The organism is Vibrio sp. 970 (assembly GCF_033339075.1).
On record NZ_JAWOTW010000016.1, the window covers coordinates 82,372 to 105,777 of the forward strand.

At 45.0% G+C, this 23,406-nt stretch carries 20 protein-coding genes; 7 read left to right on the forward strand and 13 right to left on the reverse strand.

The features are described from left to right. Positions 1-218 precede the first annotated feature (218 nt). The 3 genes from R7Q11_RS20145 to queF all read right to left on the reverse strand — a co-directional run bounded on the left by R7Q11_RS20145 (position 219) and on the right by queF (position 5,175). On the reverse strand, positions 219-1,784 hold the full coding sequence (locus R7Q11_RS20145) for a sensor domain-containing diguanylate cyclase (protein ID WP_206954884.1): 1,566 nt from the start codon (positions 1,782-1,784) through the stop codon (positions 219-221). A gap of 98 nt (positions 1,785-1,882) precedes the next feature. Next, positions 1,883-4,165, reverse strand: a complete 2,283-nt coding sequence (locus R7Q11_RS20150; protein ID WP_225466676.1) for a tetratricopeptide repeat protein — start codon at positions 4,163-4,165, stop codon at positions 1,883-1,885. A 164-nt stretch (positions 4,166-4,329) separates the two neighbouring features. After that, a complete protein-coding gene (gene queF / locus R7Q11_RS20155; protein ID WP_149192382.1) occupies positions 4,330-5,175 on the reverse strand; it encodes an NADPH-dependent 7-cyano-7-deazaguanine reductase QueF in 846 nt (281 codons plus the stop codon). A 108-nt stretch (positions 5,176-5,283) separates the two neighbouring features. Here queF and syd point away from each other — a divergent pair, with 108 nt between their 5' ends. Both syd and R7Q11_RS20165 read left to right on the forward strand, forming a co-directional pair. Beyond that, positions 5,284-5,829 carry a SecY-interacting protein gene (gene syd, locus R7Q11_RS20160; protein ID WP_213868800.1) on the forward strand — a complete coding sequence of 182 codons (546 nt, stop codon included), beginning with the start codon at positions 5,284-5,286 and terminating at the stop codon, positions 5,827-5,829. 2 nt (positions 5,830-5,831) lie between these two features. Then, positions 5,832-6,608, forward strand: coding sequence for a Zn-ribbon-containing protein (locus R7Q11_RS20165; protein ID WP_005383605.1), 777 nt, complete (start codon positions 5,832-5,834; stop codon positions 6,606-6,608). Between the two features lie 126 nt (positions 6,609-6,734). Here the strand turns inward: R7Q11_RS20165 and R7Q11_RS20170 are convergent, their stop codons facing one another. The 3 genes from R7Q11_RS20170 to metN are packed head-to-tail and all read right to left on the reverse strand — an operon-like array spanning position 6,735 to position 9,278. Beyond that, complete coding sequence (locus tag R7Q11_RS20170; protein ID WP_005381966.1) at positions 6,735-7,544, reverse strand: MetQ/NlpA family lipoprotein; 810 nt, start codon at positions 7,542-7,544, stop codon at positions 6,735-6,737. A gap of 32 nt (positions 7,545-7,576) precedes the next feature. Continuing rightward, positions 7,577-8,254 carry a methionine ABC transporter permease gene (locus R7Q11_RS20175; RefSeq protein ID WP_225466677.1) on the reverse strand — a complete coding sequence of 226 codons (678 nt, stop codon included), beginning with the start codon at positions 8,252-8,254 and terminating at the stop codon, positions 7,577-7,579. After that, positions 8,244-9,278: a methionine ABC transporter ATP-binding protein MetN gene (gene metN, locus R7Q11_RS20180; RefSeq protein WP_005381962.1), complete on the reverse strand. Its 1,035-nt coding sequence runs from the start codon at positions 9,276-9,278 to the stop codon at positions 8,244-8,246. Before metN ends, R7Q11_RS20175 begins: the two co-directional genes overlap by 11 nt. Before the next feature lie 341 nt (positions 9,279-9,619). On the opposite strand from metN, the gene gmhB reads away from it, so the two are divergent. From gmhB to treC, 4 genes are all read left to right on the forward strand, one after another. Then, positions 9,620-10,171, forward strand: coding sequence for a D-glycero-beta-D-manno-heptose 1,7-bisphosphate 7-phosphatase (gene gmhB, locus R7Q11_RS20185; protein ID WP_054729997.1), 552 nt, complete (start codon positions 9,620-9,622; stop codon positions 10,169-10,171). 74 nt (positions 10,172-10,245) lie between these two features. Beyond that, positions 10,246-11,193, forward strand: coding sequence for a trehalose operon repressor TreR (gene treR / locus R7Q11_RS20190; protein WP_005381960.1), 948 nt, complete (start codon positions 10,246-10,248; stop codon positions 11,191-11,193). Between the two features lie 176 nt (positions 11,194-11,369). Further along, on the forward strand, positions 11,370-12,794 hold the full coding sequence (gene treB, locus R7Q11_RS20195; RefSeq protein WP_054729996.1) for a PTS trehalose transporter subunit IIBC: 1,425 nt from the start codon (positions 11,370-11,372) through the stop codon (positions 12,792-12,794). Between the two features lie 87 nt (positions 12,795-12,881). Beyond that, the gene (treC, locus tag R7Q11_RS20200; RefSeq protein ID WP_169644050.1) at positions 12,882-14,567 is read left to right on the forward strand and encodes an alpha,alpha-phosphotrehalase; all 1,686 of its coding nucleotides are present in this window, start codon (positions 12,882-12,884) and stop codon (positions 14,565-14,567) included. A 99-nt stretch (positions 14,568-14,666) separates the two neighbouring features. Here treC and R7Q11_RS20205 read toward each other — a convergent pair whose 3' ends face one another. The 3 genes from R7Q11_RS20205 to R7Q11_RS20215 form a co-directional block, all read right to left on the reverse strand. Then, positions 14,667-15,566 (reverse strand): hypothetical protein, encoded by a 900-nt coding sequence (locus tag R7Q11_RS20205; protein WP_017821758.1) that lies wholly within the window; start codon positions 15,564-15,566, stop codon positions 14,667-14,669. A gap of 131 nt (positions 15,567-15,697) precedes the next feature. Further along, positions 15,698-17,218: a transcriptional regulator gene (locus tag R7Q11_RS20210; protein ID WP_025768904.1), complete on the reverse strand. Its 1,521-nt coding sequence runs from the start codon at positions 17,216-17,218 to the stop codon at positions 15,698-15,700. 90 nt (positions 17,219-17,308) lie between these two features. Next, positions 17,309-17,911 carry a YitT family protein gene (locus tag R7Q11_RS20215; RefSeq protein ID WP_017635671.1) on the reverse strand — a complete coding sequence of 201 codons (603 nt, stop codon included), beginning with the start codon at positions 17,909-17,911 and terminating at the stop codon, positions 17,309-17,311. A 347-nt stretch (positions 17,912-18,258) separates the two neighbouring features. Between R7Q11_RS20215 and glyA the strand changes: the two genes are divergently transcribed. Next, a complete protein-coding gene (glyA, locus tag R7Q11_RS20220; protein WP_005381985.1) occupies positions 18,259-19,509 on the forward strand; it encodes a serine hydroxymethyltransferase in 1,251 nt (416 codons plus the stop codon). Between the two features lie 446 nt (positions 19,510-19,955). Here the strand turns inward: glyA and lipA are convergent, their stop codons facing one another. The 4 genes from lipA to R7Q11_RS20240 all read right to left on the reverse strand — a co-directional run bounded on the left by lipA (position 19,956) and on the right by R7Q11_RS20240 (position 23,353). Beyond that, entirely contained in the window at positions 19,956-20,921 is a 966-nt protein-coding gene (gene lipA / locus R7Q11_RS20225; RefSeq protein WP_005391329.1) for a lipoyl synthase, read from the reverse strand. Then, positions 20,918-21,580: a lipoyl(octanoyl) transferase LipB gene (gene lipB / locus R7Q11_RS20230; protein ID WP_053350277.1), complete on the reverse strand. Its 663-nt coding sequence runs from the start codon at positions 21,578-21,580 to the stop codon at positions 20,918-20,920. Before lipB ends, lipA begins: the two co-directional genes overlap by 4 nt. A 176-nt stretch (positions 21,581-21,756) precedes the next feature. Beyond that, on the reverse strand, positions 21,757-22,035 hold the full coding sequence (gene ybeD / locus R7Q11_RS20235) for a DUF493 family protein YbeD (protein WP_005384135.1): 279 nt from the start codon (positions 22,033-22,035) through the stop codon (positions 21,757-21,759). A gap of 139 nt (positions 22,036-22,174) precedes the next feature. Next, a complete protein-coding gene (locus R7Q11_RS20240) occupies positions 22,175-23,353 on the reverse strand; it encodes a serine hydrolase (RefSeq protein ID WP_005384132.1) in 1,179 nt (392 codons plus the stop codon). Positions 23,354-23,406 lie beyond the last annotated feature (53 nt).

Below are 23,406 nucleotides of genomic sequence, written 5' to 3' on the forward strand. Positions count from 1 at the left end.
TGAAAGGTAGTTGGCCGATTTGGTTTTATGGTTATCAACTCCCAAGCAACCTCAAGATGATACATTTGCCTTTTATAAATACATCATCTTGAAGTGACTTGGGTTTTTACAGCTTAGCAGACTAAAAGGGAAGAAATGTGATAACTCGTTGAAAATGGGTGGTTATAAAGCGAAGATTGCACCAAATTTGGTTTGTTTGCTCGCTTTTTGTACGAATCTTAGCTCCAGTTAAGCTGGTTTGTTCCACGTTTTTTAGCATCCGCAAGCATCTTGCCAAGACGATCGAGCACATACTCTGGCGTATCGGACTCTTTGAAAGACGTCGATACAGCAGCTAAGGTAATCATGATATTTTGCTCACGGAACTTAAAGGGTAATTGGCTAATATCACGCTGGATATGCTTAATCAGATCCAGTGTGTATTCTTCAGATTGTTCCGGGACGAGTAGAATGAACTCCTCGCCACCAAAGCGAGCCACTGTTTCCGTTTCTGATACGCGCTTGTTAATAGTACGAGCGATGATCTTCAGCGCTTTATCGCCAGCCGTATAACCATAGCTATCATTCACCGCTTTGAAGTTGTCTACATCAAACAGCACAACACGAAGGTTTTGCTGAGAGCGAATCCAACGGCGATACTCTAGCTCTAGTCGATCGTTAAATGCAGTGCGGTTATAAACTTTAGTCAGCGGGTCGAGCAACATGCGCTGAGCTTGGTCATCTAAGCGTCGACGATAATCTTGCGTAGTTTCAAATACCGCTTCGAGTTGGTTCTTACTGTAACTCAACCGTTCTTGCAGCGCTTGCTCTCGCTCTTCCGTCATTTTCAGTCGCTCTGTCAGCGACGCCATTTTTTCGAGAAGAGGCGTGATTTCTTTTTTCACAACCGCGATATCTTGAGCTTGATTAAGTGACTTTTGGCTTAATTCAACCAAGCTGTTCATTTCTATGTTGAGCTCTTGGCGGTGTTCAAAGTAGGTATGATGCTGGTCGACGTTCTGATGAACGGTTTTTAGGTTACTTGCGAGAGAAGTGTTCAGCTGATCAAGGAATTGGCTAGACGCCTCGCGCTCGAACTTTGTTGCTTCGACAACCAATTTCAGCGTTGAGAGCGTAAGCTCAATGAGAGACTCGGCACTCACGCCAAGGAGCAACTTAGCGCGAATATCCAGCAATCTATCGCCTGATTCTCCCTCGAAATCCAGCTCTGTAATAGTATGTTGGAGGTCGCTGGCCAAGCATTCAAGTTGAGATCTGTCGGGATTGTTTTCAAATTCACTAAGATGTAGACGTGAATTAGACGTGATGATTTTCAGAGCGCGTTCGTAAATACTCAGTAGCTTAGTGGCTTGATCAGCTTTATTGCTGGCGTGAACTTCAGAGAAACTCATCAGGTTCCGTAGTTCACGTTTTAACTGCGCAGGTAAGCCAGTGACACGTTGCAGTGTTTCACCACTGTGCTTGATTTGTTCGTCAAGGTAACCGTTCTGTTTATCCATCGTCTTCGACTGCTGTTTGAGCATCCTCTCTAATACCGCTAAACGCGGGATAAGAGTGCTGATATCTTTTTGATGTTGCAGCTCTTGTTGGATTTCAAATAGGTAGTTGGATACCTGAGTATTCGAACCCTGGCAAGCTGAAGACAATGATGCCACAACGCGTTTAAGAACTTGTTGTTCACGTTTGAATTTGAGTGAAGTATCACGATGAGTCAGTCTGAGTTGGTCAAGTTGACAACTCAGCTGATGCAGCTGCGACTGAATATCGGATTCCAAGATTCCCATGAAGTGACTACGGTTAAGTCCATGTACTACTGATAATTATCTGATAATAACAAAAAACTTTATAGCGTCATTAGTTATTACGTTCAACAGGCGTTTAATTATCCATTTTTTAATATTTTCTTGATGTCGTCCTCATTCTTGTAGGACGAGTGGATCTTGATCAGGCCTTGGCTAATGGCATGTTGACAAGCAGTTCTTATGTTACCTGTTGCAAAGCTAGCAGCAGGCGCATTATCGATGGCTTTTAAGAACACCCAGTGGCTTTGCTTATCCTTCAAGCTGACTTCTCGTGCGATGTGAGTAGCAAGCAATAACAGATCGAGTAATTCCTCATCGTTAATTGCAGTGTAGGCTCGGGGTAAGAACGGATAATCGCTGATGCCCATACGAATAATACGATTGACGTTGTGCTGCTGTGCGAACTCATCCACCCAACTCTGGAATTTTTCGAACATGACTTCGGCAGAAGCATCACGGTCAGCGTTCGGTTCTATGTAGAGTAAGTTCGCATCTGAGAAATGATAAAGACGCGACGGTTTTTCTATTTTTTCCGCAAGGAAGTCGCCAAATGCACGTTCTAGTTCTAGACCTGCCTTATAGCCGTTATGGACGTACATGCTTCGTAAGAATGGCAAATCGATCATAACAAAGCGTAGGCGATCATTAAGTGGTTCGTGGATCAATTCACCCATTTGCCATTGCTCGAAAGTTTCGCTCGACTTTTTCAATGAGCGAGACAGCTTAACATTCAGCATACGCAAGTTACGTAAACGAGAGCGAGAGTGGGTGAAGAGGTCGTTACGCAGTTTTTCGATTTCACTTGCTTGGCGCTGCATAATGACACCACGGCGCATAATGAACAAAAACATGACCAAGACAGTAATAAACAATGCAAATGAGATTTTCTGGAATTTACGATGCTCTCTTTCCACTTGCTCTAAGCGTTCTGATTGACCGATGTAATGGATGGTTTGTTCGGCAAATTCTTTTTGCTGACGGAACGCATCCTCACTGATTTGGTTAAGCTGCTTTTGTTCTAGACGAACGAGGTTGGTGTATTTTTTATAAGCTTGCAGAGAAAGTTTGTATTCGCCTGCCTGCTCGTAACCCAACCCAAGTAAACGGTATGACTGCTGCTTAATGAAGTTGTTATTTTCAGGTGACTTTTCAGCAAGCGCTAACGCCAGCTTAGCATTAGTAATGACGTCTTTACTGTCATTTTGATGATAAGCCAGACCTGACTGAAGCAGGGCAGCCTTTGCTTCAAGCTTAGGAATATTGGTGTATTCTAAAAGCTCTTTAGAGCGGTCTAAGTACTGCTCTGCTAGCGCGTAGTTATAGAGTTGTAGGTAGGTAGCCGCCAAGCTTAAGCGAATTTTAATGATTCTATTGATGTTCTTACTGGTACTTTCATGGTCAAGCACGTTGAAGTAATGCACTAACGCAAGGTTAAACTTCCCCTGATAAAAGTAGATGTCGCCCATTTGCTCTAGGACGTCCGCTAGGATCGGAGAGCTAGGGTAAGAGTCATAAAAATCTGCGGCTTGAGATAAGTATTCGATCGCTTTGTCGTACACTCGTCGCTCCTGGAAGAGCCTAGCCAAAAGGCGATTCACTTTTGCTAATCTTGCACCACTGTTACTTTCAATAGATTGCCAATAACCGTATAGCAGTTCTGACAAAGCCAAATTGTATTTCTTGCTATTGAGGTAAAACTCGCCGACGGCAGTGTAGTAGTCGATCAAGGCTAACTCAGAGCGGCTATCGTCAAGCATGGTCTTTGCTTCAGAGTACAAGTTTTCCGCTTTAATGACATCGCCACTATGTGAAGCGAGGAGTGCTCTTTGCATCACTAGTCGGTAGCGAACGCTGTCGGTGCGTTGTAATACGGCATCGGCTTCATCGAGCTGTTGTTCAATTTGGTTAAGCGTGTCTTCCGCTTTTGAGTAGTTTTCGTCGTACATCCAAATCATTTGGTTGCGCATCAGCTGGAGATCTAAGTCCATGTACGGCAATTGATATTCTTGCGCTAAGCGTTCCGCTTTATTTAGGTGCTCGATAGCCGAACGAACATTACCCATGGCGTAATCTGCCTGAGCGATAATCTTGTGCGCTTCGATGGTGCTGCTTGGTGTGCGAACGCTACGATCTGTTTCGTCGCGAGACATGGCTGAAGGGCTGTCACTTTCTTTGCGTTCTGTTAGTTCACGCTGTGACAAATAGTTGGTTGCCGCTTGTTTTGCTTGTGATGGCTCTATTTCCGCCAATTGTTGTGCTTCGTTGAGTAACGCGGACGATAAAATGGTAGCATGAAGTGGCTGTACAAACAGCAAGCAAAGAAAGCCAATCAACTTGAATAGACGCGAACTGTCCCAAAACATCCTTTCGTTCCCTCGAACTGTTTTTAGATATGGCGATAACGGCGAAAAGCCTCAATTAGCCGTTTAAATGCGGGTTGAAGCCATTTGATATAGTAACATGCCTGGACAATAAAAACGTCCGGCAACCCTTTAGATTGCCGAACTTATTTCTGTTGCCTATGCGCTTACTGACGAGCCATACGGTGATTGTGAGCTGGCTTATCTTGTTCCGTTGAGCGGTAAGGGTTGATATCCAAGCCTCCACGGCGCGTATAGCGGGCAAATACGGTCAGTTTGCTTGGTTGGCAATATTTCATTAGATCCGTAAAAATACGCTCTACACACTGTTCGTGGAACTCATTGTGCTCGCGGAAAGACACTAAGTAACGTAACAGCTTCTCACGATCTATTTTTGCGCCTTGGTAGCGAATTTCTACACTGCCCCAGTCGGGTTGGTTAGTGATCAAACAGTTTGATTTCAATAGGTGGCTATGTAGCACCTCTTCAACTTGTATTTCACCTGCCGCACCTTCAAGCAAATCGGCATCAAAATCGTAACTGGTGATGTCAATGTCTTGGTCATCTACACATTCACCGTCCATTGTCACGATAGGTTGATTGGTATAGTGGGTCACTGGATTCACCTCAACCAGCACCTTTTCACCTGCGCATTCAGAAAGGTCTTGTGTTAAACGCTCAGTCACTTCTTCCCAGCTTGCAAAGCGGGTTTGGTTATAGCTGTTTAAGTACAGTTTGAAAGACTTCGATTCAATCAAGTTTGCGCTGGTGGCTGGAATGTATACTTCGCCAACGGCCACTTGTGGTAAACCTTTACTATTTAACCAAGACAGTTCGTACAGCGTCCAAATGTCGTGCCCCATGAAAGGCAGAGTATCGCCTAACTGGAGGTCATCTCGGTTCAGGCTGCGAGGGACTGGTTGCAGCAAGCTTGGGTCATACTGGTTCGCATACTCGGTCGTTTTACCTAGTGTTAAGCCAGCAAGCTCTTTAGCGTCAGAATATTTGCTCATACTTTGTGGTCGTTTTCGATTAGAATGGCGAGAATTTTACTGAATCCGCTGGTCAATTGCCATCCGGCAAGTACGGCTATCTGATAAATAAGGAATGAGGAGACCTTCATGACCCAAAACGTTACTCAGGCGCTACAAGAGTTCAGCCTGCGCTACCAACAAGCTTGGCAAGCTAAGCACAATGAGTTGCCAAGCAGTGAAGAGCTTGCAGAGCTTGTTTCTCCTTGTGTCGAAGAGAAGCGTGATGGAAAGGTGCTTTGGAAAGCGGTCGCACGTGATGAAATTGCCGATTTCACCAATGTGGAAAATGCGATTGAGTTGTCACTGCAAGATGATGTTAAAGCCTTTTATGGTTCTCAATACTGCGCTGATATGGAGGCAACTTGGCAAGGTAATTCGTTGACGCTGCTGCAAGTCTGGAGCGATGACGATTTCGTGCGTCTACAAGAAAATATTCTTGGTCATTTGGTGACGCAGCGCCGCTTGAAACTTAAACCAACAGTATTTATCGCAGCGACAGATGAGGAAATGGATGTGATTTCTATTTGTAACCTCACTGGCAATGTGATTCTAGAGCGTTTGGGCACCTCTAAACGTGATGTATTGGCAGATTCATTGGTTGAGTTCTTGAATAAGTTAGAGGCTGCCGTCTAAGTATGTATGTTGTTGAGTTGCAGTTTGAGTGTTTTGATAACACCACCGTCAGCGCGGTAGACAAAGCCATTAATGGCTTGATGGATGCTCTGCGTTACAACGGCCAAGTATTAGGTCGTGAATTCCCGATAGTGATGGGAGAAGGTGAATTTTTCGTTCGTGTTGTTTGCCCAGAACAAGACAGCTTGCATCCACGTTATCACTCAGATTTCGTCAAAGTGTGCATGAACCGTTTGTCGGATGCGTCTTTGCTTGCTCCGAAAATGCGTATGCTGGGGCGTGATTTGAATTCAGAACAAGCAGCCGAAGAAGAGACACCTAGCTGGCAAGTGTTGTACACGACTTATGTTCATACGTGTTCGCCTTTGCGAAGTGGTGAAACCCTGTTGCCAATTCCTTTGTATCGTAATGAGCCAACACTTAATGGAGACCATAAAGCCGTCATTAAGTGGCAGACTGAGTGGCAAGCGTGTGATGAAATCCAAATGGCAGGGGGTTGCCGCGCGGAACATGCGGCGCTGCACGAAATTTGCGATGTGGATAGTGTGCTGTTTCGCCGAGGTTGGGACTTACGTGGCCGTATCGAATACATCACGAAGATCCCTACGTACTATTACCAGTATCGTGTCGGAGGTCAGTCGCTGGAGAGCGAGAAAGCGCGCAAGTGTCCAAAATGCGATGGCGAGTGGCTACTCGATGAGCCACTACATGACATATTTCATTTTAAGTGTGATGACTGCCGAATCGTTTCCAACATCTCTTGGGACCACCTTAAGTAGCGAATTGAAGTTACTTAAATGGGCGGATAGACAAATAGAAAGGGCTGATGTTTTCACATCAGCCCTTTTAGGTTTAGAACGTTTATGTTTAGAACGTTGTTTTCGGTCATGTTTTGAAAAGTGGGATTACCAACCTTTCACAACACCGCCTTTGAACAGCTCTTTTGCCGCTTCGTAAACTTCTTCCGTTTGGTAAGCTTTTACGAAGTTTTGTACGTTTTGCGCATTAACATTTTCTTCGCGAGCGACAATTAGGTTTACGTATGGTGAGTCTTTATCTTCAACGAACACGCCGTCACGCTCTGGCGATAGGTCGATAGAGCTTGCGTAAGTGGTGTTGATGATAGATAGCGTTACGTCATCCAGTGAACGTGGAAGCTGTGGGGCTTCTAGTTCAATGATTTCGATATTTTTAGGGTTGCCTACGATGTCACGTACTGTAGCGAGTAGACCAACGCCATCACGTAGCGTAATCAAACCTTGTTGCTCAAGAAGCAGTAGTGAGCGACCTAGGTTCGTTGGGTCGTTTGGTACTGCGATGCGTGCGCCATCTTGAATTTCATCAATTGATTTTACTTGCTTTGAGTAACCAGCAATAGGGTAAACGAATGAGTTACCCGCGATAGCCAGTTTGTAGCCGCGGTCTTTCACTTGTTGGTCTAGGTATGGTTTGTGCTGGAACGCATTCGCGTCTACTGAACCATCATCCAGAGCGGCGTTTGGTGTTACGTAATCGGTAAATGTTACTAGCTCAACGTCTAGGTTGTATTTCTCTTTTGCTACTTTAGCGGCAACTTCGGCTACTTGTGCTTCAGCACCAGCAATAACGCCAACTTTTACTTTGTTTACGTCTACTTCTTTGTCGCCGCAACCCGCTAGAGCAAGAGCAGAGGCGGCCGTTGCTACAGTCAAAAGACCTTTAAGGCTAAATTTCATCTTTATCTCCTTATAATTTGTATTTTTGATGCTTATCTGTGGTCTACACGGCGCACCACTGCGTCGCCGATAGACTGAATAATCTGTACTAGAACAATCAACATCACGACAGTCACGGCCATGATAGTTACATCGTAGCGGTGGAAACCGTAACGAATGGCTACGTCACCTAGGCCGCCGCCGCCTACCGTACCCGACATAGCTGAGTAGCTAACGAGAGTGACCAAGGTAATCGTTACTGAGTTAACAATAGTCGGCATTGCTTCAGGTAGTAGAACTTTTGTGATGATCTGTGTTGGTGTCGCCCCCATTGACTGCGCTGCTTCCACCAAGCCTGTCGGTACTTCTAATAAAGCACCTTCAATAAGACGAGCGACAAAAGGAATGGCGCCAATAGTCAGTGGGACGATTGCTGCGGTTGTACCGATAAAGGTTCCAACTAGCATTTTTGTCACTGGAATAATCGCAACCATCAGTACGAGGAATGGTACAGAACGACCAATGTTAACGATAGCGCCTAAGCCGCTATTTAGTTTGGTGTTTTCAAGTAGGCCGCCTTTCTTAGTAATATGGAGGATTACGCCTAATGGAATACCCACAGCAAAGCCGACTAATCCGGCAACCGCAACCATGTAAAGCGTTTCCCACGTTGCACCTAAAAGTAGTTTGCTGTTTAAGCTCAGCCATTCAGAAATCGTATTAAAGGACATAACCAAGTACCTCTACTTTTACGTTGTGCTTACGCAGGTATTCAAGAGCTGCGTTGTCATCTTCTTCGTTACCAAATAGCTCTGCGACCATCATGCCAAATTTCACGCCACCAGCGTAATCAAGGTCGGAACTCAAAATACTCACATCAATATTGTATTTACGAGAAATTTGCGACATTAACGGTGCATCGACGGTTGCGCCAGTAAACTCTAAGCGAACCAACGGGTAGCTGCCATCAACACGCTCTGCTTGCAGACGAGCTTGGTAATCTTCAGGAATGGAAAGATCCAGCGTTGAGCGAATGAATTGGTGCGCTAGCTCTGTCTTAGGGTGCGCAAAAATATCGCCAACGGTGCCTTTTTCCACCAGCTCACCACCACCGATGATTGCTACTTCGTGACAGATACTTTTTACGACTTCCATTTCGTGAGTGATAAGTAAAATCGTGATGTTGAGTTTGCGGTTGATCTCTTTCAATAACTCAAGGATAGATTGAGTTGTTGCCGGGTCTAGCGCACTAGTGGCCTCATCACAAAGCAGCACGCTAGGATCGGATGCCAATGCACGAGCAATTGCCACACGCTGTTTTTGTCCGCCACTTAAGTTAGATGGGTAGCTCTCGTGTTTGTCGGCTAAGCCCACAAGCTTTAGCAACTCAGTTACTTTTGTTGTGATTTGCGATTTGTCTTTACCTGCCAGTTCTAGTGGCAGTGCTACATTATCAAACACAGTACGAGACGAAAGCAGGTTAAAGTGCTGGAAGATCATGCCAATGTTACGGCGTGTTTCGACTAGTTGTTTTTTACTGAGTTTGGTTAGATCCACACCATCAACGATGATGGAACCAGAGGTCGGTGCTTCTAGCATGTTGACACAGCGGATCAGCGTACTTTTACCAGCACCTGATGAACCGATAACACCAAAGATGGTGCCTTTGTCGATGTGTAGGTTAATGTCTTTCAGGGCAAGGATTTCCTTACTGCCTTGGTAGAACACTTTATTGACGTTTTTTATTTCTATCATGTTTCAACCTGCCCAAAGATACGGGGAACTTCGCTGTCAAAAACGGCCTTTGACAGAACTTAATGTTGAGCTTTATCTCAATTTTCAGTTGATGCTATGGGTTAAGCAGAATGAAGTCAATAGATATTTTTACGTCTAGACGTCTAAATGTATGGATGTTCTGTTTTGAAACGAAGATGTATAGATAGAAAGGAGGAGGTAGACGGCAGGGCACCCTCAGATTTACCGATTCTTGCCCAACAAATCAACCGTTTTGTCGAGGCCAAGAATGAATTAGATAGTGTTGAAGTTTATAAGGTATGTAATAATCTGATTAAACCGAGTTAATAGAGAAATACGTTTTGGCAAAACCTGCTGTTTTTATCGATCGTGATGGCGTGATAAACGTTGACCACGGCTACGTTCATGACGAACATGATTTTGAGTACATTGATGGTGTATTTGAAGCGACGAAAGCGCTAAAAGATAAAGGCTACCTTCTAGTGTTAGTGACGAATCAATCGGGCATCGCACGCGGTAAATTCAGTGAAGACCGTTTCTTGTCTCTGACTCAATGGATGGATTGGAACTTTGCTGATAAAGGTGTTGAGTTCGATGGTATCTATTACTGTCCACATCATCCAGAACATGGCATTGGCGAGTACAAGCAAGATTGTGAGTGCCGTAAGCCAAAACCAGGCATGTTCATTTCTGCGCGTGACTTCTTGAAGATCGACATGGAGAAATCTGTGATGATCGGCGATAAAGCTGAAGACATGATGGCAGCAGAAGCGGCAGGCGTTGGCACTAAGATTTTGGTTCGCACTGGTAAGCCAGTAACGGAACAGGGCGAAGCCATTGCAACGGTAGTATTAGATAGCATTGCAGATGTGCCTGCGTACTTAAACAAGTAATCTTCATTACTGACTGAGATAAGGGAAGCCACTGCTTCCCTTTTGTTTGATTCCTTCTTTTAATCTGAACACTTATGAGCAAAAAACTCACCATTCTTGATATCGCAAAATTGGCAGGCGTGGGCAAATCAACAGTAAGCCGTGTGCTTACTAACGATCCAAAAGTGAAACCCCAAACGCGAGAGAAGGTAGAGCAAATCATTCGTGAATCAGGCTACGTCCCATCAAAGTCGGCGCAGTCGATGCGTGGTGGCAGCCAAAAAGTCATTGGGGTTATCATCTCCCGTTTAGACTCACCATCAGAAAATCGCGCCGTTGGTACCATGCTCAATGCTTTGTATTCCGCTGGTTATGATGCGGTGATCATGGAAAGCCAATTCGATCGCGATAAAACCAATGAGCATTTGGATGTGCTTAAACGTCGCAACGTCGATGGGGTGATCGTGTTTGGCTTTACTGGATGTGATGAGCGAGCATTGGCGGAGTGGGGGAATCGTATCGTCGTGATCGCGATGGACACGCAAATGGTTTCCTCGATCAACTACGATAACCAAGGTGTGATAGACATGGCTTTGTCTCACCTTGAGCAGCAATCTTTATCTCGCATTGCTTATATTGGTGTTGATCCTGAAGACAAAACCACTGGCTTAGCTCGTCTAAATGCTTATAAAGCTTGGTGTCAACGCAAGCAAATTGCACCTTGTTTCCAAACGGGTAAGTTGAGCCATGAAAGTGCTTATCAGTTGGTAGACAAAGTCCTTCAATCTGATACTCAGGCCATCGTGTGCGCCAGTGACACTATCGCGTTGGGCGTGATTAAGCGTCTTCAAGAGTTAGGACGTGAAGACGTGGTTGTGACAGGTGTTGGTGGTAATGAATTGCTCTCTTTCCTTTTCCCTAAAGTATTTAGTGTCGACCCAGGTTATACCCTTGCAGGTGAGAAGTCCGCTAACATGCTGATCAATCAATTAAATGGTGATGAGGAAGTGGTTCACTTTACTCAACAGCCTATCGTTTGTTAATCCACACTAAAACGATCTGCTCTAAAATTATACTGTGATCATTCTCAATTAATGGGACTGTTCCCATTTTGTTTTTTGTCTTCGAATGGCAATATTAAAATTAAGAAATGGGAATGTTCCCATTTATAAAAACAAAATGATGAATCGAATGTATCCAATACAGGGTGGACAAAGTTATGAGTAAGATTGCGCGTCAAGATGTACAGCGTCTTATTGAGCTGGTCGGGGGATCGGACAATATTGCCAGTGTAAGCCACTGCTTAACTCGCTTGCGTTTCGTGTTGAATGACACTGACAAAGCCGATACAAAACAGTTAGATGCACTGCCTATGGTGAAGGGCTGCTTTACCAACGCAGGTCAATTTCAGGTCGTCATCGGCACTGAAGTTGATGAAGTTTACAAAGTACTGATCGAGCTAAGCGGCAAAAGTGAATCGAGCAAAGATGAATCTAAGAACGCTGCTCGTCAAAACATGAACATCGTTGAGCGTGGTATTTCCCACCTTGCTGAAATCTTTGTACCACTGCTACCTGCGATCATCACCGGTGGTCTGATTCTTGGCTTCCGTAACGTGATTGGCGACATCAAGATGTTTGATGGTCAAACGCTAACGGAAATCAGCCAGTTTTGGGCAACGGTACACTCTTTCCTATGGCTAATTGGTGAGGCGATCTTCTTCTTCCTACCAGTTGGCGTATGTTGGTCGACAGTGAAAAAGCTCGGCGGTACTCCGATTCTGGGTATCACGCTTGGTGTAACATTGGTTTCGCCGCAGTTGATGAACGCCTACCTGATTGGTAAGCAAGTACCCGAAGTGTGGGATTTTGGCTTATTCGCCATCGAAAAAGTGGGCTATCAGGCGCAAGTGATTCCAGCAATGCTTGCTGGTATGGCTCTGGCGTTTATTGAAACCAACTTAAAACGCATCATTCCGTCTTACCTTTACCTAGTGGTCGTGCCGTTTGTCTCTATCATCGTGTCTGTGATTCTTGCGCACTCTATCATTGGCCCATTCGGTCGTATGTTGGGTGATGGTGTTGCTTTCGCAGCAAAAGCAGCCATGACAGGTGACTTCGCAATGATTGGCTCAACCATCTTCGGCTTCCTATACGCGCCATTGGTCATTACTGGTATTCACCACACCACCAACGCGGTTGACCTTCAATTAATGCAAGAGCTAGGCGGCACGCCAATTTGGCCTCTGATTGCGCTTTCAAATATTGCTCAAGCGTCTGCGGTCGTCGGCATCATTATCATCAGTAAAAAACATGGCGAGCGTGATATCTCAGTACCTGCGGCTATCTCTGCTTACCTTGGTGTGACCGAGCCGGCGATGTACGGCATCAACTTGAAATACAAGTTCCCAATGCTGAGCGCGATGATCGGTAGTGCGTGTGCTGCTGCTATTTGTGGTAGTGCGGGCGTAATGGCGAACGGTATCGGTGTGGGCGGTTTGCCGGGCATCTTGTCTATCCAACCGCAGTTCTGGGGCATTTTTGCTTTGGCTATGTTAGTCGCAATGCTAGTACCTGCTGCATTAACGTTAATTCTTTATAAGCGTGCACAAGCCAAAGGTGAGCTTGAGCCTGCAAACGCGTAATTCTATTTGAGGCAGTGACTTGGCTGCCTCCTCCTATTTTTCTTTTCAAATTTTAAGTTTCCGATTACTGGTAAGTGAGTGTTAGAAATGGCTATGACCAAGCATGATGAGAGCTGGTGGAAAACCGCAACCATCTATCAAATTTACCCAAAAAGCTTTTGTGACAGCGGCAGTAAAGGCACGGGCGACATCAAAGGGATCATTTCTAAGCTGGATTATCTTAAGCACCTTGGTGTGGATGCGATTTGGCTGACGCCGGTTTACCAATCGCCAATGATCGACAACGGTTATGACATCTCCGATTACTACTCGATCAACCCTGAGTTCGGCACGATGCAAGACTTTGATACTTTGCTAGCAGAAGCGCATCAGTTGGGTATTCGTATCATCATGGACATTGTAGTGAACCACACGTCGACAGAACACAAGTGGTTCCAATCCGCACTGGGTGATAAAAACAGCCCATACCGTGATTACTACATCTGGAAAGATCCGGTAGATGGTGCTGAACCAAACAACTGGCAATCAAAGTTTGGTGGCAACGCTTGGGCGCTGGATGAAAAAACAGGCCAGTACTATTTGCACCTTTTTGCTAAAGAGCAAGCGGACTTAAACTGGGAAAACCCAGTAGTGCGTGAAGAAGTGAAAGAAGTCATCAGCTTCTGGGCAGACAAAGGTGTCGATGGTTTCCGTCTCGACGTTATCAACCTGATTTCCAAGCAGCAAGATTTTCCAAGTGACGATATTGGTGATGGTCGTCGTTTCTACACGGATGGTCCACGTGTGCACGAATACCTTCAAGAGATTAGCGAATCTGTGTTTCAAAAATACGGCAGCGTGACGGTGGGTGAAATGTCTTCCACTACGCTAGAGCACTGCCAGCAATATTCTTCGCTAGACGGCAAAGAGCTATCCATGGTGTTCAACTTCCATCATCTGAAAGTCGATTATCCAAATGGTGAAAAATGGACCAAAGCGCCGTTTGATTTCATTCAGTTAAAACAGATCTTCAATCATTGGCAAACGGGCTTAAATGGCAAAGGGTGGGGGGCGCTGTTCTGGTGTAACCACGACCAGCCACGCGTTGTGAGCCGATTAGGTAACGACGAGCAATACCGTGTTGAATCTGCCAAGATGCTTGCGGCATCAGTGCACATGATGCAAGGCACACCTTATGTTTACCAGGGGGAAGAGATCGGCATGACCAACCCGGGTTATACCGAAATCAGCCAATATCGTGATGTTGAAAGTACTAACATGTACGACATCATGGTCAACCGTGATGGTGTATCTCATGACGATATGATGGCGATCTTGGCACAGAAGTCGCGTGATAACTCACGTACACCAATGCAATGGAACAGTGCAAAACACGCGGGCTTTACTGAGGGCACGCCGTGGCTTGAAGTGGCGCAGAATTACTCTGAAATCAATGCTGAAGCTGCGGTTGCCGATTTAAACTCGGTGTTCTACTTTTACAAGCGTCTGATTGAACTGCGTAAACAGGTTCCAGTCATCACCGATGGCCGTTATGAAGATTTACTGCCAGAGCACAAACGTATTTTCGCTTACGCTCGTCAGAACGATAAGCAAACGCTGCTGTGTATCAATAACTACTACGCTGAAGAGGTGGAATGCGTTCTGCCAGAACGTTTTGATATGAGTAAGGCGAAAAACTTGCTATCTAACTATCAAAACTCAGCGAGCGCAGTCGCGTCAAACCATCAAGTGTTACGACCTTACGAAACTCGTATTTTATTGATAGAAGAATAAACTCGGGTGTCATCACCCCTAAGATTGATGTTCGAGATGAAGGCTTTGGTGTGCTCCCCAAAGCCTTCTTTTATTGAGATATCTATAAAAAATGCAAGCTTATTTTGTTTCAATCGCTGTTAGCTGCACTTTCTCTTCGTTGATTTGTACTTGTTGTACTTTCAGCAGTTCAATTTGTTCTATCAGACCTAAGCTCGGATTAAACCAACGTTCTGCCGAAGTGGCGAACTCCATTGAGTCCATATCATCACAGTTTAGGTTGTAGATGTTCTCTTCCATCAGGTATGCCGCTTCAATTTTCTTGCCTGAGATCGAGAACGCTTTACGCATACCAGTCTCTCGGATTTGCTGTTGCCAAACCACTTGGCAAGATGCTGTCATAGGAAGGTTTTGTACCCACTCATGATCTTCAAAACGGTCTAGAAGGTTGTGAACTGCGTAGCCTGTAAGAGTGGTTTGCAGAGACATAGTTTCTTCACCGATGTCAATATTCGGGCTTTTCTCTTTTACGTCGTCACCGTTTAGGCGGAAAATCGGACCGCTGTGCATAAGCATGGCAATAAACTGATGACCAATGAAATAAGCGTCAGTGATTTCATGGAGTGCACCATCTGATCCTGCAAAGTAAAGCGTATTGCTCTCTTCGTCGTCGTTGTACTGCTCGTCTGAATAGTAGAACTGTTCGGCGCCGTAGTTCACCAAGTCATTAACCAACTGGACCATTGCCTCGCTGTTTGGGATTTGTGCCAATGCTGCCAATATTTGCTCGCTATCCATCGCTTGGAAGCTCAGTTTCATGTCGCCCTCTGGTTGGCCATCCAAGCTAAACGAATAGCTCAATTGTGTGTTTGGTACAGGAGCGAAGATTGAGTTGTGAATCGAGACGTCGAAACTTTCTTGAGGCATTTTGTTTGGATTCGCACTGCCAGAAGACGAACCTCCGCCACAGCCGTAAAGAGCCAGAGTTGCTGCTGCGATAAGCGTCATTTTGTTTAGCATGGTTTACATTCCTGATTGATAAGGCCGTTTCATGTTGGGCCGTTGCTTGAATGCGAGCATGCTAAGTTCAGTGAGAGAAAAAGGGCAAAAAACAAAAGCTAACAGGGGTTAATGAAAGCTTAATTTTATATTTAGGTCTTTGTTTTATTTGGGGTTATTTCGTTGGCTACGTTAGTGCAATACTCGTTAATGAGCGCTTTCCATCGGCTTATGATTTCTTGATCGGTCACACTAACATGCAACGTTTTCCACGGTTGGAGGCAAGTCTCTTTTGATTCAGATTGAGAAAGACGCTCAAACAAGGTTTCGGAAGGTAAAACGCGCAGCAGCGCCACCAGTGATTCCATGTAGTTGAGACGGAACTGTTCAAGTTTGTTCTGCTTATAAGCAATGTGAGACACAAAGGTATAAATCAGTGCGTTTTGGATACGTGAGTCGCCATCTGGTGTCGTTAACAGAGCTTTTGCCCTGTCTAAGTTACCTAATTTGAAATGCAATAGACCTAACCAGAGGCTCAGCTCATCTGGCAAAACATCAAACGACGATTGTACTTGAGTTAAATACGCTTCCAGCTTTTGATGTTCGTGCTCGTATAAGGCGAGATGTCTTGCCGTTGTTATAGCCGCAAACTCATCAGATTGTCGGAGAGGTTGGCTAGAAAAGGCATTCTCGAATAACATTTTTTTGTGAATATCCGAAAGCTGCCACGTACTTGCCGAAGGTGCAGGCAGATTGAAGTATTGCGCGACATCCGAGTGCATTTGGAAAATATCCGATTGTAAGTCAGATAAACGCAGTGTGTACTCATTGCGAAACGCTAGCTTGCCCGTCGCAGGATAAATAAGGTTCATCTGCGCTTTCAAGATGCCCTGTTTTGTGCCGTCTTTTAACTCGATATTGAGCTCGTAGTCGCTGGTCTGCATGTTTCGTGCGCCAGGGAAATATGGCGCATGACCGATAGGATCAAGAAAGTAACTGGGAGCATCTTGGTTGGCGATGTCGGTGTATGGATATTCGACCTGTTGTTGCAGCAAGATGGCTTTGACCAGTATGCGGTATTTTCGCGCCTGAGAGCCGATTGAATCGACACGGTTGAGTAGTAGCTCGACTTTGGGAATCAGTAGTTGATGACGTGTTTGTTGTGTTGAGATTTCTTGGCGTTGCCATAACAAGCTTGCGAGCGTCACGCTACAAACTGCAAGTATGGCACACAAGCTATAAGCAAAAATCAGCTTGAAGTTCTTATTCCTCGCAACCTGAGTTGGGATAACGCGTCGATGGCTTTTCGCTGGTGGCACCAAACGAATATTGGCAGGGTTAAGAAAGTAGCCTTTGCGGGGGTAAGTGACTAAAAGCTTAGCGGCATCGTATTCGGGTAAGTACTGCTGTAGCAGGGCACGTAAGGTGCTAATGCGGTTCGTGAGCACATTCTTAGAGATGAACTTGCTCTGCCAAATGGTTTCAATAATGGTGTCAGCAGAGAGTGGGTGGCCAACGCTTGTTAACAGCAGTTCTAATAATTCAATGGTGCGAGGTTCAAGATCAATCGCGATAACATCTTGATGAAGGGTCTGTGTCTTCGGGTTATAGATCAGCTCTCCAATCGCAATACAACTGTGAGTCTGTTTAGCTTGTTGCAGAAAGTCGCGCATACCGTACCGATCTATTTGGAAATCGCGAAGTATTATATAGCGATTGGAGCGCGAAATCTTATAAATCGCGCTTCAATCATTATCAAAAATTTATGAACCGTAGGTCACGGAATAGCGGTGCGGTTTGTGGTTCATCGCTAACACGAGATTGAGTGCAAACGCCCCCAAAATTGAAAGGCCAATCACTTCTGGTGTGACAAAGAAGAATGAAGCAAACAGGATACATGCATCGATTGCCATTTGGCTTTTGCCAACTGAAATGCCAAATTTGTCTTGGATAAACAAACACAGCACGTTAAAGCCACCCAAGCTGGAGCGATGTCGGAATAGGATCAGCATACCGAGCCCCATTAAAAGTCCGCCTGCGACGGCGCAATAAACTTCATTTACCGATTCGAGCGAGATTAGCAAATAAAGATGATCGGCAAAGATAGAAACCAACGCGCCAGAAATGGCACTATTAATGGCGAAATGACGGCCGAAGCGTTTCCATGCTAGTAAGTAAAAAGGACTGTTTGCTAAAAAGTACAGCACACCAAAGGTAAAAGGTGTAAATTGGCTAATAAGCAGAGCCAATCCAGTCGTGCCTCCCGTTAGAAGGTTCGCGGATTGGAGAAAGAAAACGCCTTGAGCTACTAAAAAGGTACCCGTGAGAATCGCTATCCAGTCTTCTTTTAATGAGTGTTTTTCCATCAATGTTGCAGTCATTAGTGATAAATAAGGCGTGCATAGTAGTAAAAAGATGATCTTTTCGGTAGCTAGAGGGTAAAATTTACGGTAAACCTATGTAATTGCTGTTTTACAGGGTGTAAAGCACAAATTTGACAGGCAATAGATTGTCGTTATGCGATTGCAATGCTGGCATGGTAAACATTGCTTGTCATCATGAAAAAACTGCATGAGAAAAATTGTAAATTTCTCTTTATGACCTAAATCAAATTATGTAGAATGCGCGCCATTAGGGTGACGAAAACGTTTGCGTTGGGTCATTCAACAGTTTTTTTGCAACTTTCAGTACTAATCTGAGTCAGGAGATACAGATGCTTAAGCGTGATATGAACATCGCAGATTACGATGCGGAACTGTTCGCAGCTATCCAGGAAGAAACCCTTCGCCAGGAAGAACACATTGAACTTATCGCTTCTGAAAACTACACAAGCCCACGTGTAATGGAAGCGCAAGGTTCTCAGCTAACGAACAAATACGCTGAAGGCTACCCAGGTAAGCGTTACTACGGCGGTTGTGAGTACGTAGATAAAGCTGAAGCACTAGCAATTGAGCGTGCATGCCAACTATTTGGTTGTGAGTACGCTAACGTACAGCCTCACTCAGGTTCTCAAGCAAACAGCGCAGTTTACATGGCGCTTCTTAACCCAGGCGATACAGTTTTAGGCATGAGCCTAGCGCACGGTGGTCACCTAACTCACGGTTCACCAGTAAACTTCTCGGGTAAGCACTACAACGTTATCCCTTACGGTATCGATGAAGCTGGTCAAATCAACTACGACGAGATGGAACAGCTAGCACTTGAACACAAACCTAAGATGATCATCGGTGGTTTCTCTGCTTACTCGCAAATCGTTGATTGGAAACGCATGCGTGAAATCGCTGACAAAGCAGGTGCTTACTTATTTGTTGATATGGCGCACGTAGCTGGTCTTATCGCTGCCGGTGAATACCCAACACCAGTACCGCATGCTCACGTGGTAACAACAACGACGCACAAAACACTAGCAGGTCCTCGCGGTGGTCTTATCTTGTCAAATGCTGGCGAAGATATGTACAAGAAATTGAACTCAGCAGTGTTCCCTGGTGGTCAAGGTGGTCCTCTAATGCACGTTATCGCTGGTAAAGCAGTAGCGTTCAAAGAAGCGATGGAGCCAGAGTTCAAAGCTTATCAAGCTCGCGTAGTGAAAAACGCAAAAGCAATGGTTGGTCAGTTCCAAGAGCGTGGCTACAAAATCGTATCTAACGGTACAGAAAACCACTTGTTCCTTGTTGACCTAATCGACAAAGATATCACTGGTAAAGACGCAGACGCGGCACTAGGTGCAGCAAACATCACTGTAAACAAGAACTCAGTACCAAATGACCCACGCAGCCCATTCGTAACGTCTGGTATCCGTGTAGGTACGCCAGCGATCACTCGCCGTGGCTTCACTGAAGAAGATGCAAAAGAGCTAGCAAACTGGATGTGTGACGTTCTAGATAACATCGGCAACGAAGAAGTTATCGAAGCGACTAAACAGAAAGTGCTAGAAATTTGTAAGCGTCTACCAGTTTACGCATAACTGTTCTTCATAGAATGAGTCGATTTCGGTGTCGAACATACTCATTTGCTCGCGCAAACTCCGTGTGTTCTTCTAGAACTCGACTCATCTATTTTGAACGTTGATATACTAAAGGTCCTCAATTGAGGGCCTTTTTGTTTGTCTGGCGTTTGGAATGAGATATAGCGAGAGTGTGTGATAAGGGGATGGCTACCAACACTGTCCCTTTTCAATATATCGAAACCACGTCATTCCGACGAGCCTAGGCGAGATCAGGAATCTTGTTAAGGCACACTCTTTTACTCAGAGTTTCCCTAAAAATCATCAGTACTCTGAAAACTGATTCTGAATCACGCTCGTTCCTCGCTGTTCAGAATGACAGTGGTAGAATGGCTTTTTATCATCATTTTCCAGATACAAAAAAGGTTGGCACTGAGCCAACCTTTCTTTTCAAAACAAGCGAGAGCTTATTTAATCTCGATACCTTGAGCTTGCATATCGGCATGGTAAGAAGAGCGCACAAATGGACCACACGCTGCATGCGTGAAGCCAAGTTCTAGTGCAACTTCTTTTAGCTCGTCAAACTCTGATGGTGGAACGTAACGTTCTACTGGCAAGTGGTGACGGCTTGGCGCTAGGTACTGGCCTAGAGTCAGCATCGTTACGCCGTGTGCGCGTAGATCTTTCAGTACTTCGATGATTTCTTCTTTGGTTTCACCAAGGCCCATCATCAAACCAGACTTGGTCGGTACATCGGGATGCTGCTCTTTGAACTTCTTAAGAAGCTCAAGTGACCATTTATAGTTCGCACCTGGGCGAGCTTTACGGTAAAGACGTGGCGCTGTTTCTAAGTTGTGGTTGAAGACATCTGGCGGATTGTCTTTCATTAGATCAAGCGCTACATCCATGCGACCACGGAAGTCAGGAACCAGTGTTTCAATCTTAATATGCGGGTTTAACGCACGGATCTCGCGGTTACAATCGGCAAAGTGTTGTGCACCGCCGTCACGCAGATCGTCACGGTCAACAGAAGTGATTACTACGTATTTCAGCTTCATATCGGCAATGGTTTTCGCCAGTTTTTGAGGCTCTTCTGCTTCCGGTGGTAATGGGCGGCCATGAGCAACGTCACAGAAAGGACAACGACGAGTACAAATAGCACCTAAGATCATGAAGGTTGCTGTACCGTGGTTAAAACATTCCGCTAGGTTCGGGCAAGATGCTTCTTCACATACGGAGTGAAGTTTATTCTTACGCATCGCCGCTTTGATGTCTTGAATTCGTTGGCTGTCGGCTGGTAGCTTGATCTTCATCCAATCAGGCTTACGTAGCACTTCTTTCTGCTCTGTAGGCATGTTCTTTACGGGAATCAATGCCATTTTATCGGCGTCACGATATTTAACGCCTTTTTCCATCTGGATTGGTTTGCTCATGCTTTATTACCTTGAGAAGGTGCTTCTGTGCTGAATTCTACTTGCTCATAATCGAGCAAAGTAACGAGTTCTTCTATTAATTGTTTTTCTACGGCTTCTACATTGTCTGGGCCGCCAAATTGGCTGACCTGAACCATTTCCATACCTTCATAACCACAAGGGTTAATACGCAGAAACGGTGTTAAATCCATATTTACGTTCAAGGCTAAACCATGAAACGAGCATCCTTTACGAATGCGTAAACCGAGAGAGCATATTTTCTTACCGGCAACGTAGACACCTGGTGCGTCAGGTCGCGCGGCTGAGCCAATATTGTATGCTTTTAGCGTGTTGATCACGAGGTTCTCGATTGTGGTAACGAGATCTCGTACACCTAATTTTTTGCGGCGTAGGTTGATCAAGAAGTAGGCGACCAACTGACCAGGGCCATGATACGTAACCTGACCTCCGCGATCACTTTGTACAACAGGAATATCGCCAGTGTTAATCAAGTGCTCAGCTTTACCTGCCTGTCCTTGCGTAAATACTGGGTTATGTTCTACCAACCAGACTTCATCACGGGTTTCTTCTGTGCGTTGGTCGGTGAACTCATGCATCGCCTTCCATACAGGCTCATAGTCTTGGCGGCCAAGTCGTTTTACAACAAGTTGGTGTTGCATGGGAATTCCTGTTGCTAATATATAAAGTTTTTGGATTATAAACCGGATAACCCTGATGCTCTACCGCTGCGTAACAGATTTTTAACTGAAAGCGATGTAAAGCCTCGTTATCTCTTTGATAAATAAAAAGAAAGCAGCCAAAGCTGCTTTCAAAAAAAATTTAATCTATCAAAAAATTATAGAACCATGCGTACGATGTCAATTTCACCTAACTCTTTGTACAGTGTCTCAACCTGCTCGATAGAGGTTGCAGTAATGTTGATTGACACAGAGTGGTAGTTGCCCTTAGCACTTGGTTTAACGGTCGGGCTGTAGTCACCTGGAGCATGGCGCTGAATAACTTCAAGAACAAGCTCTGGAAGTTCAGGCTTTGCATGACCCATTACCTTGTAAGTAAATGAACAAGGGAACTCAAGCAGGTCTTTTAATTTTGCATCAGAGTTGATGGTTAGCATATCGATAACTCCAGTAGATATTCGTTGCGGTGCGAAATAGTACAGTCAAATTAGGGGGAACTCAAGACGAGGAGCTCAAACTTAAAAAGCCGCCCATTCAGGCGGCTTTGCGAATAAGTTTGCTACTCTAACGTTCTTTTTAGAAGAAGCTCTTGAATAACAATACGATGTAATCCCACATGCGGCTAAATAGACTACCTTGCTCTACGGTTTCTAGTGCCATTAGTGGGTACTCGGCAATATCTTCACCATCGATCTGATAGTATAGCTTACCAACTACATCACCTTTATTAATTGGGGCTTCTAGCTCTTTTTCAAGGACGAAGCTTGCTTTTAGGTTTTTCGCTTCACCACGCGGTAGTGTTACGTAAGTATCTTGGTCAAGACCCAGTGCTACGGTGTCTTTGTTACCCATCCACACTTTTTCTTCTACGAACGTTTCACCTGCTTTGTGCGGTGCCACTGTTTCGAAGAAACGGAAGCCGTAGCTTAGCAGCTTTTTGCTTTCTGACTTACGAGCATTGGCATCTTTAGTACCCATAACGACCGCAACCAAGCGCATTTGACCTTCAGTTGCTGAACTTACTAGGCTGTAACCCGCATTACTTGTGTGACCCGTTTTGATGCCGTCAACGTTCATGCTCTTATCCCAAAGTAGACCGTTACGGTTGTATTGGGTGATGCCGTTGTAAGTAAATTTCTTCTCTGAGTACACTCGGTACTCATTTGGTACGTCACGGATAAGTGCTTTACCTAGCAGTGCCATGTCGTATGGTGTTGAGTACAATTCTGCGTTATCTAAGCCATGAACATTGGCAAAGTGCGAGTTAGTCATACCCAATGTGTTGGCCCAAGCGTTCATTAGGTCAACAAATGCATCTTCTGAACCTGCAATATGTTCTGCCATCGCAACACAGGCATCGTTACCTGACTGGACGATGATACCTCGGTTCAGGTCACGTACTTTAACTGTTGTGCCTACTTCAATGAACATCTTTGATGAATCAGGGAAGTTTTTCGCCCACGCATTTTTACTGATGGTGACATCATCATCTTCTGAGATATTACCACGCGCTAGCTCTTGGCCGATTACATAGCTGGTCATCATCTTAGTCAGACTAGCTGGAGACAATTTTGTGTTCATCTCTTTCTCTGCCAGTACTTTACCTGAATGGTAATCCATCAGCACGTAGCCCTTCGCCGCGATTTGAGGGGCATCTGGAACAACGATAGGTGATGCAAGAGCAGATTGAGCGAAAGTTGCAGAAAGGGCAACCGAAGAAACGAGAATAGATTTCACAAACTTATTTTTATTCATGGTAATTCAAATTTTTGGGTTAACTGCAGACATCTTATCAGAATCCCTAGTTA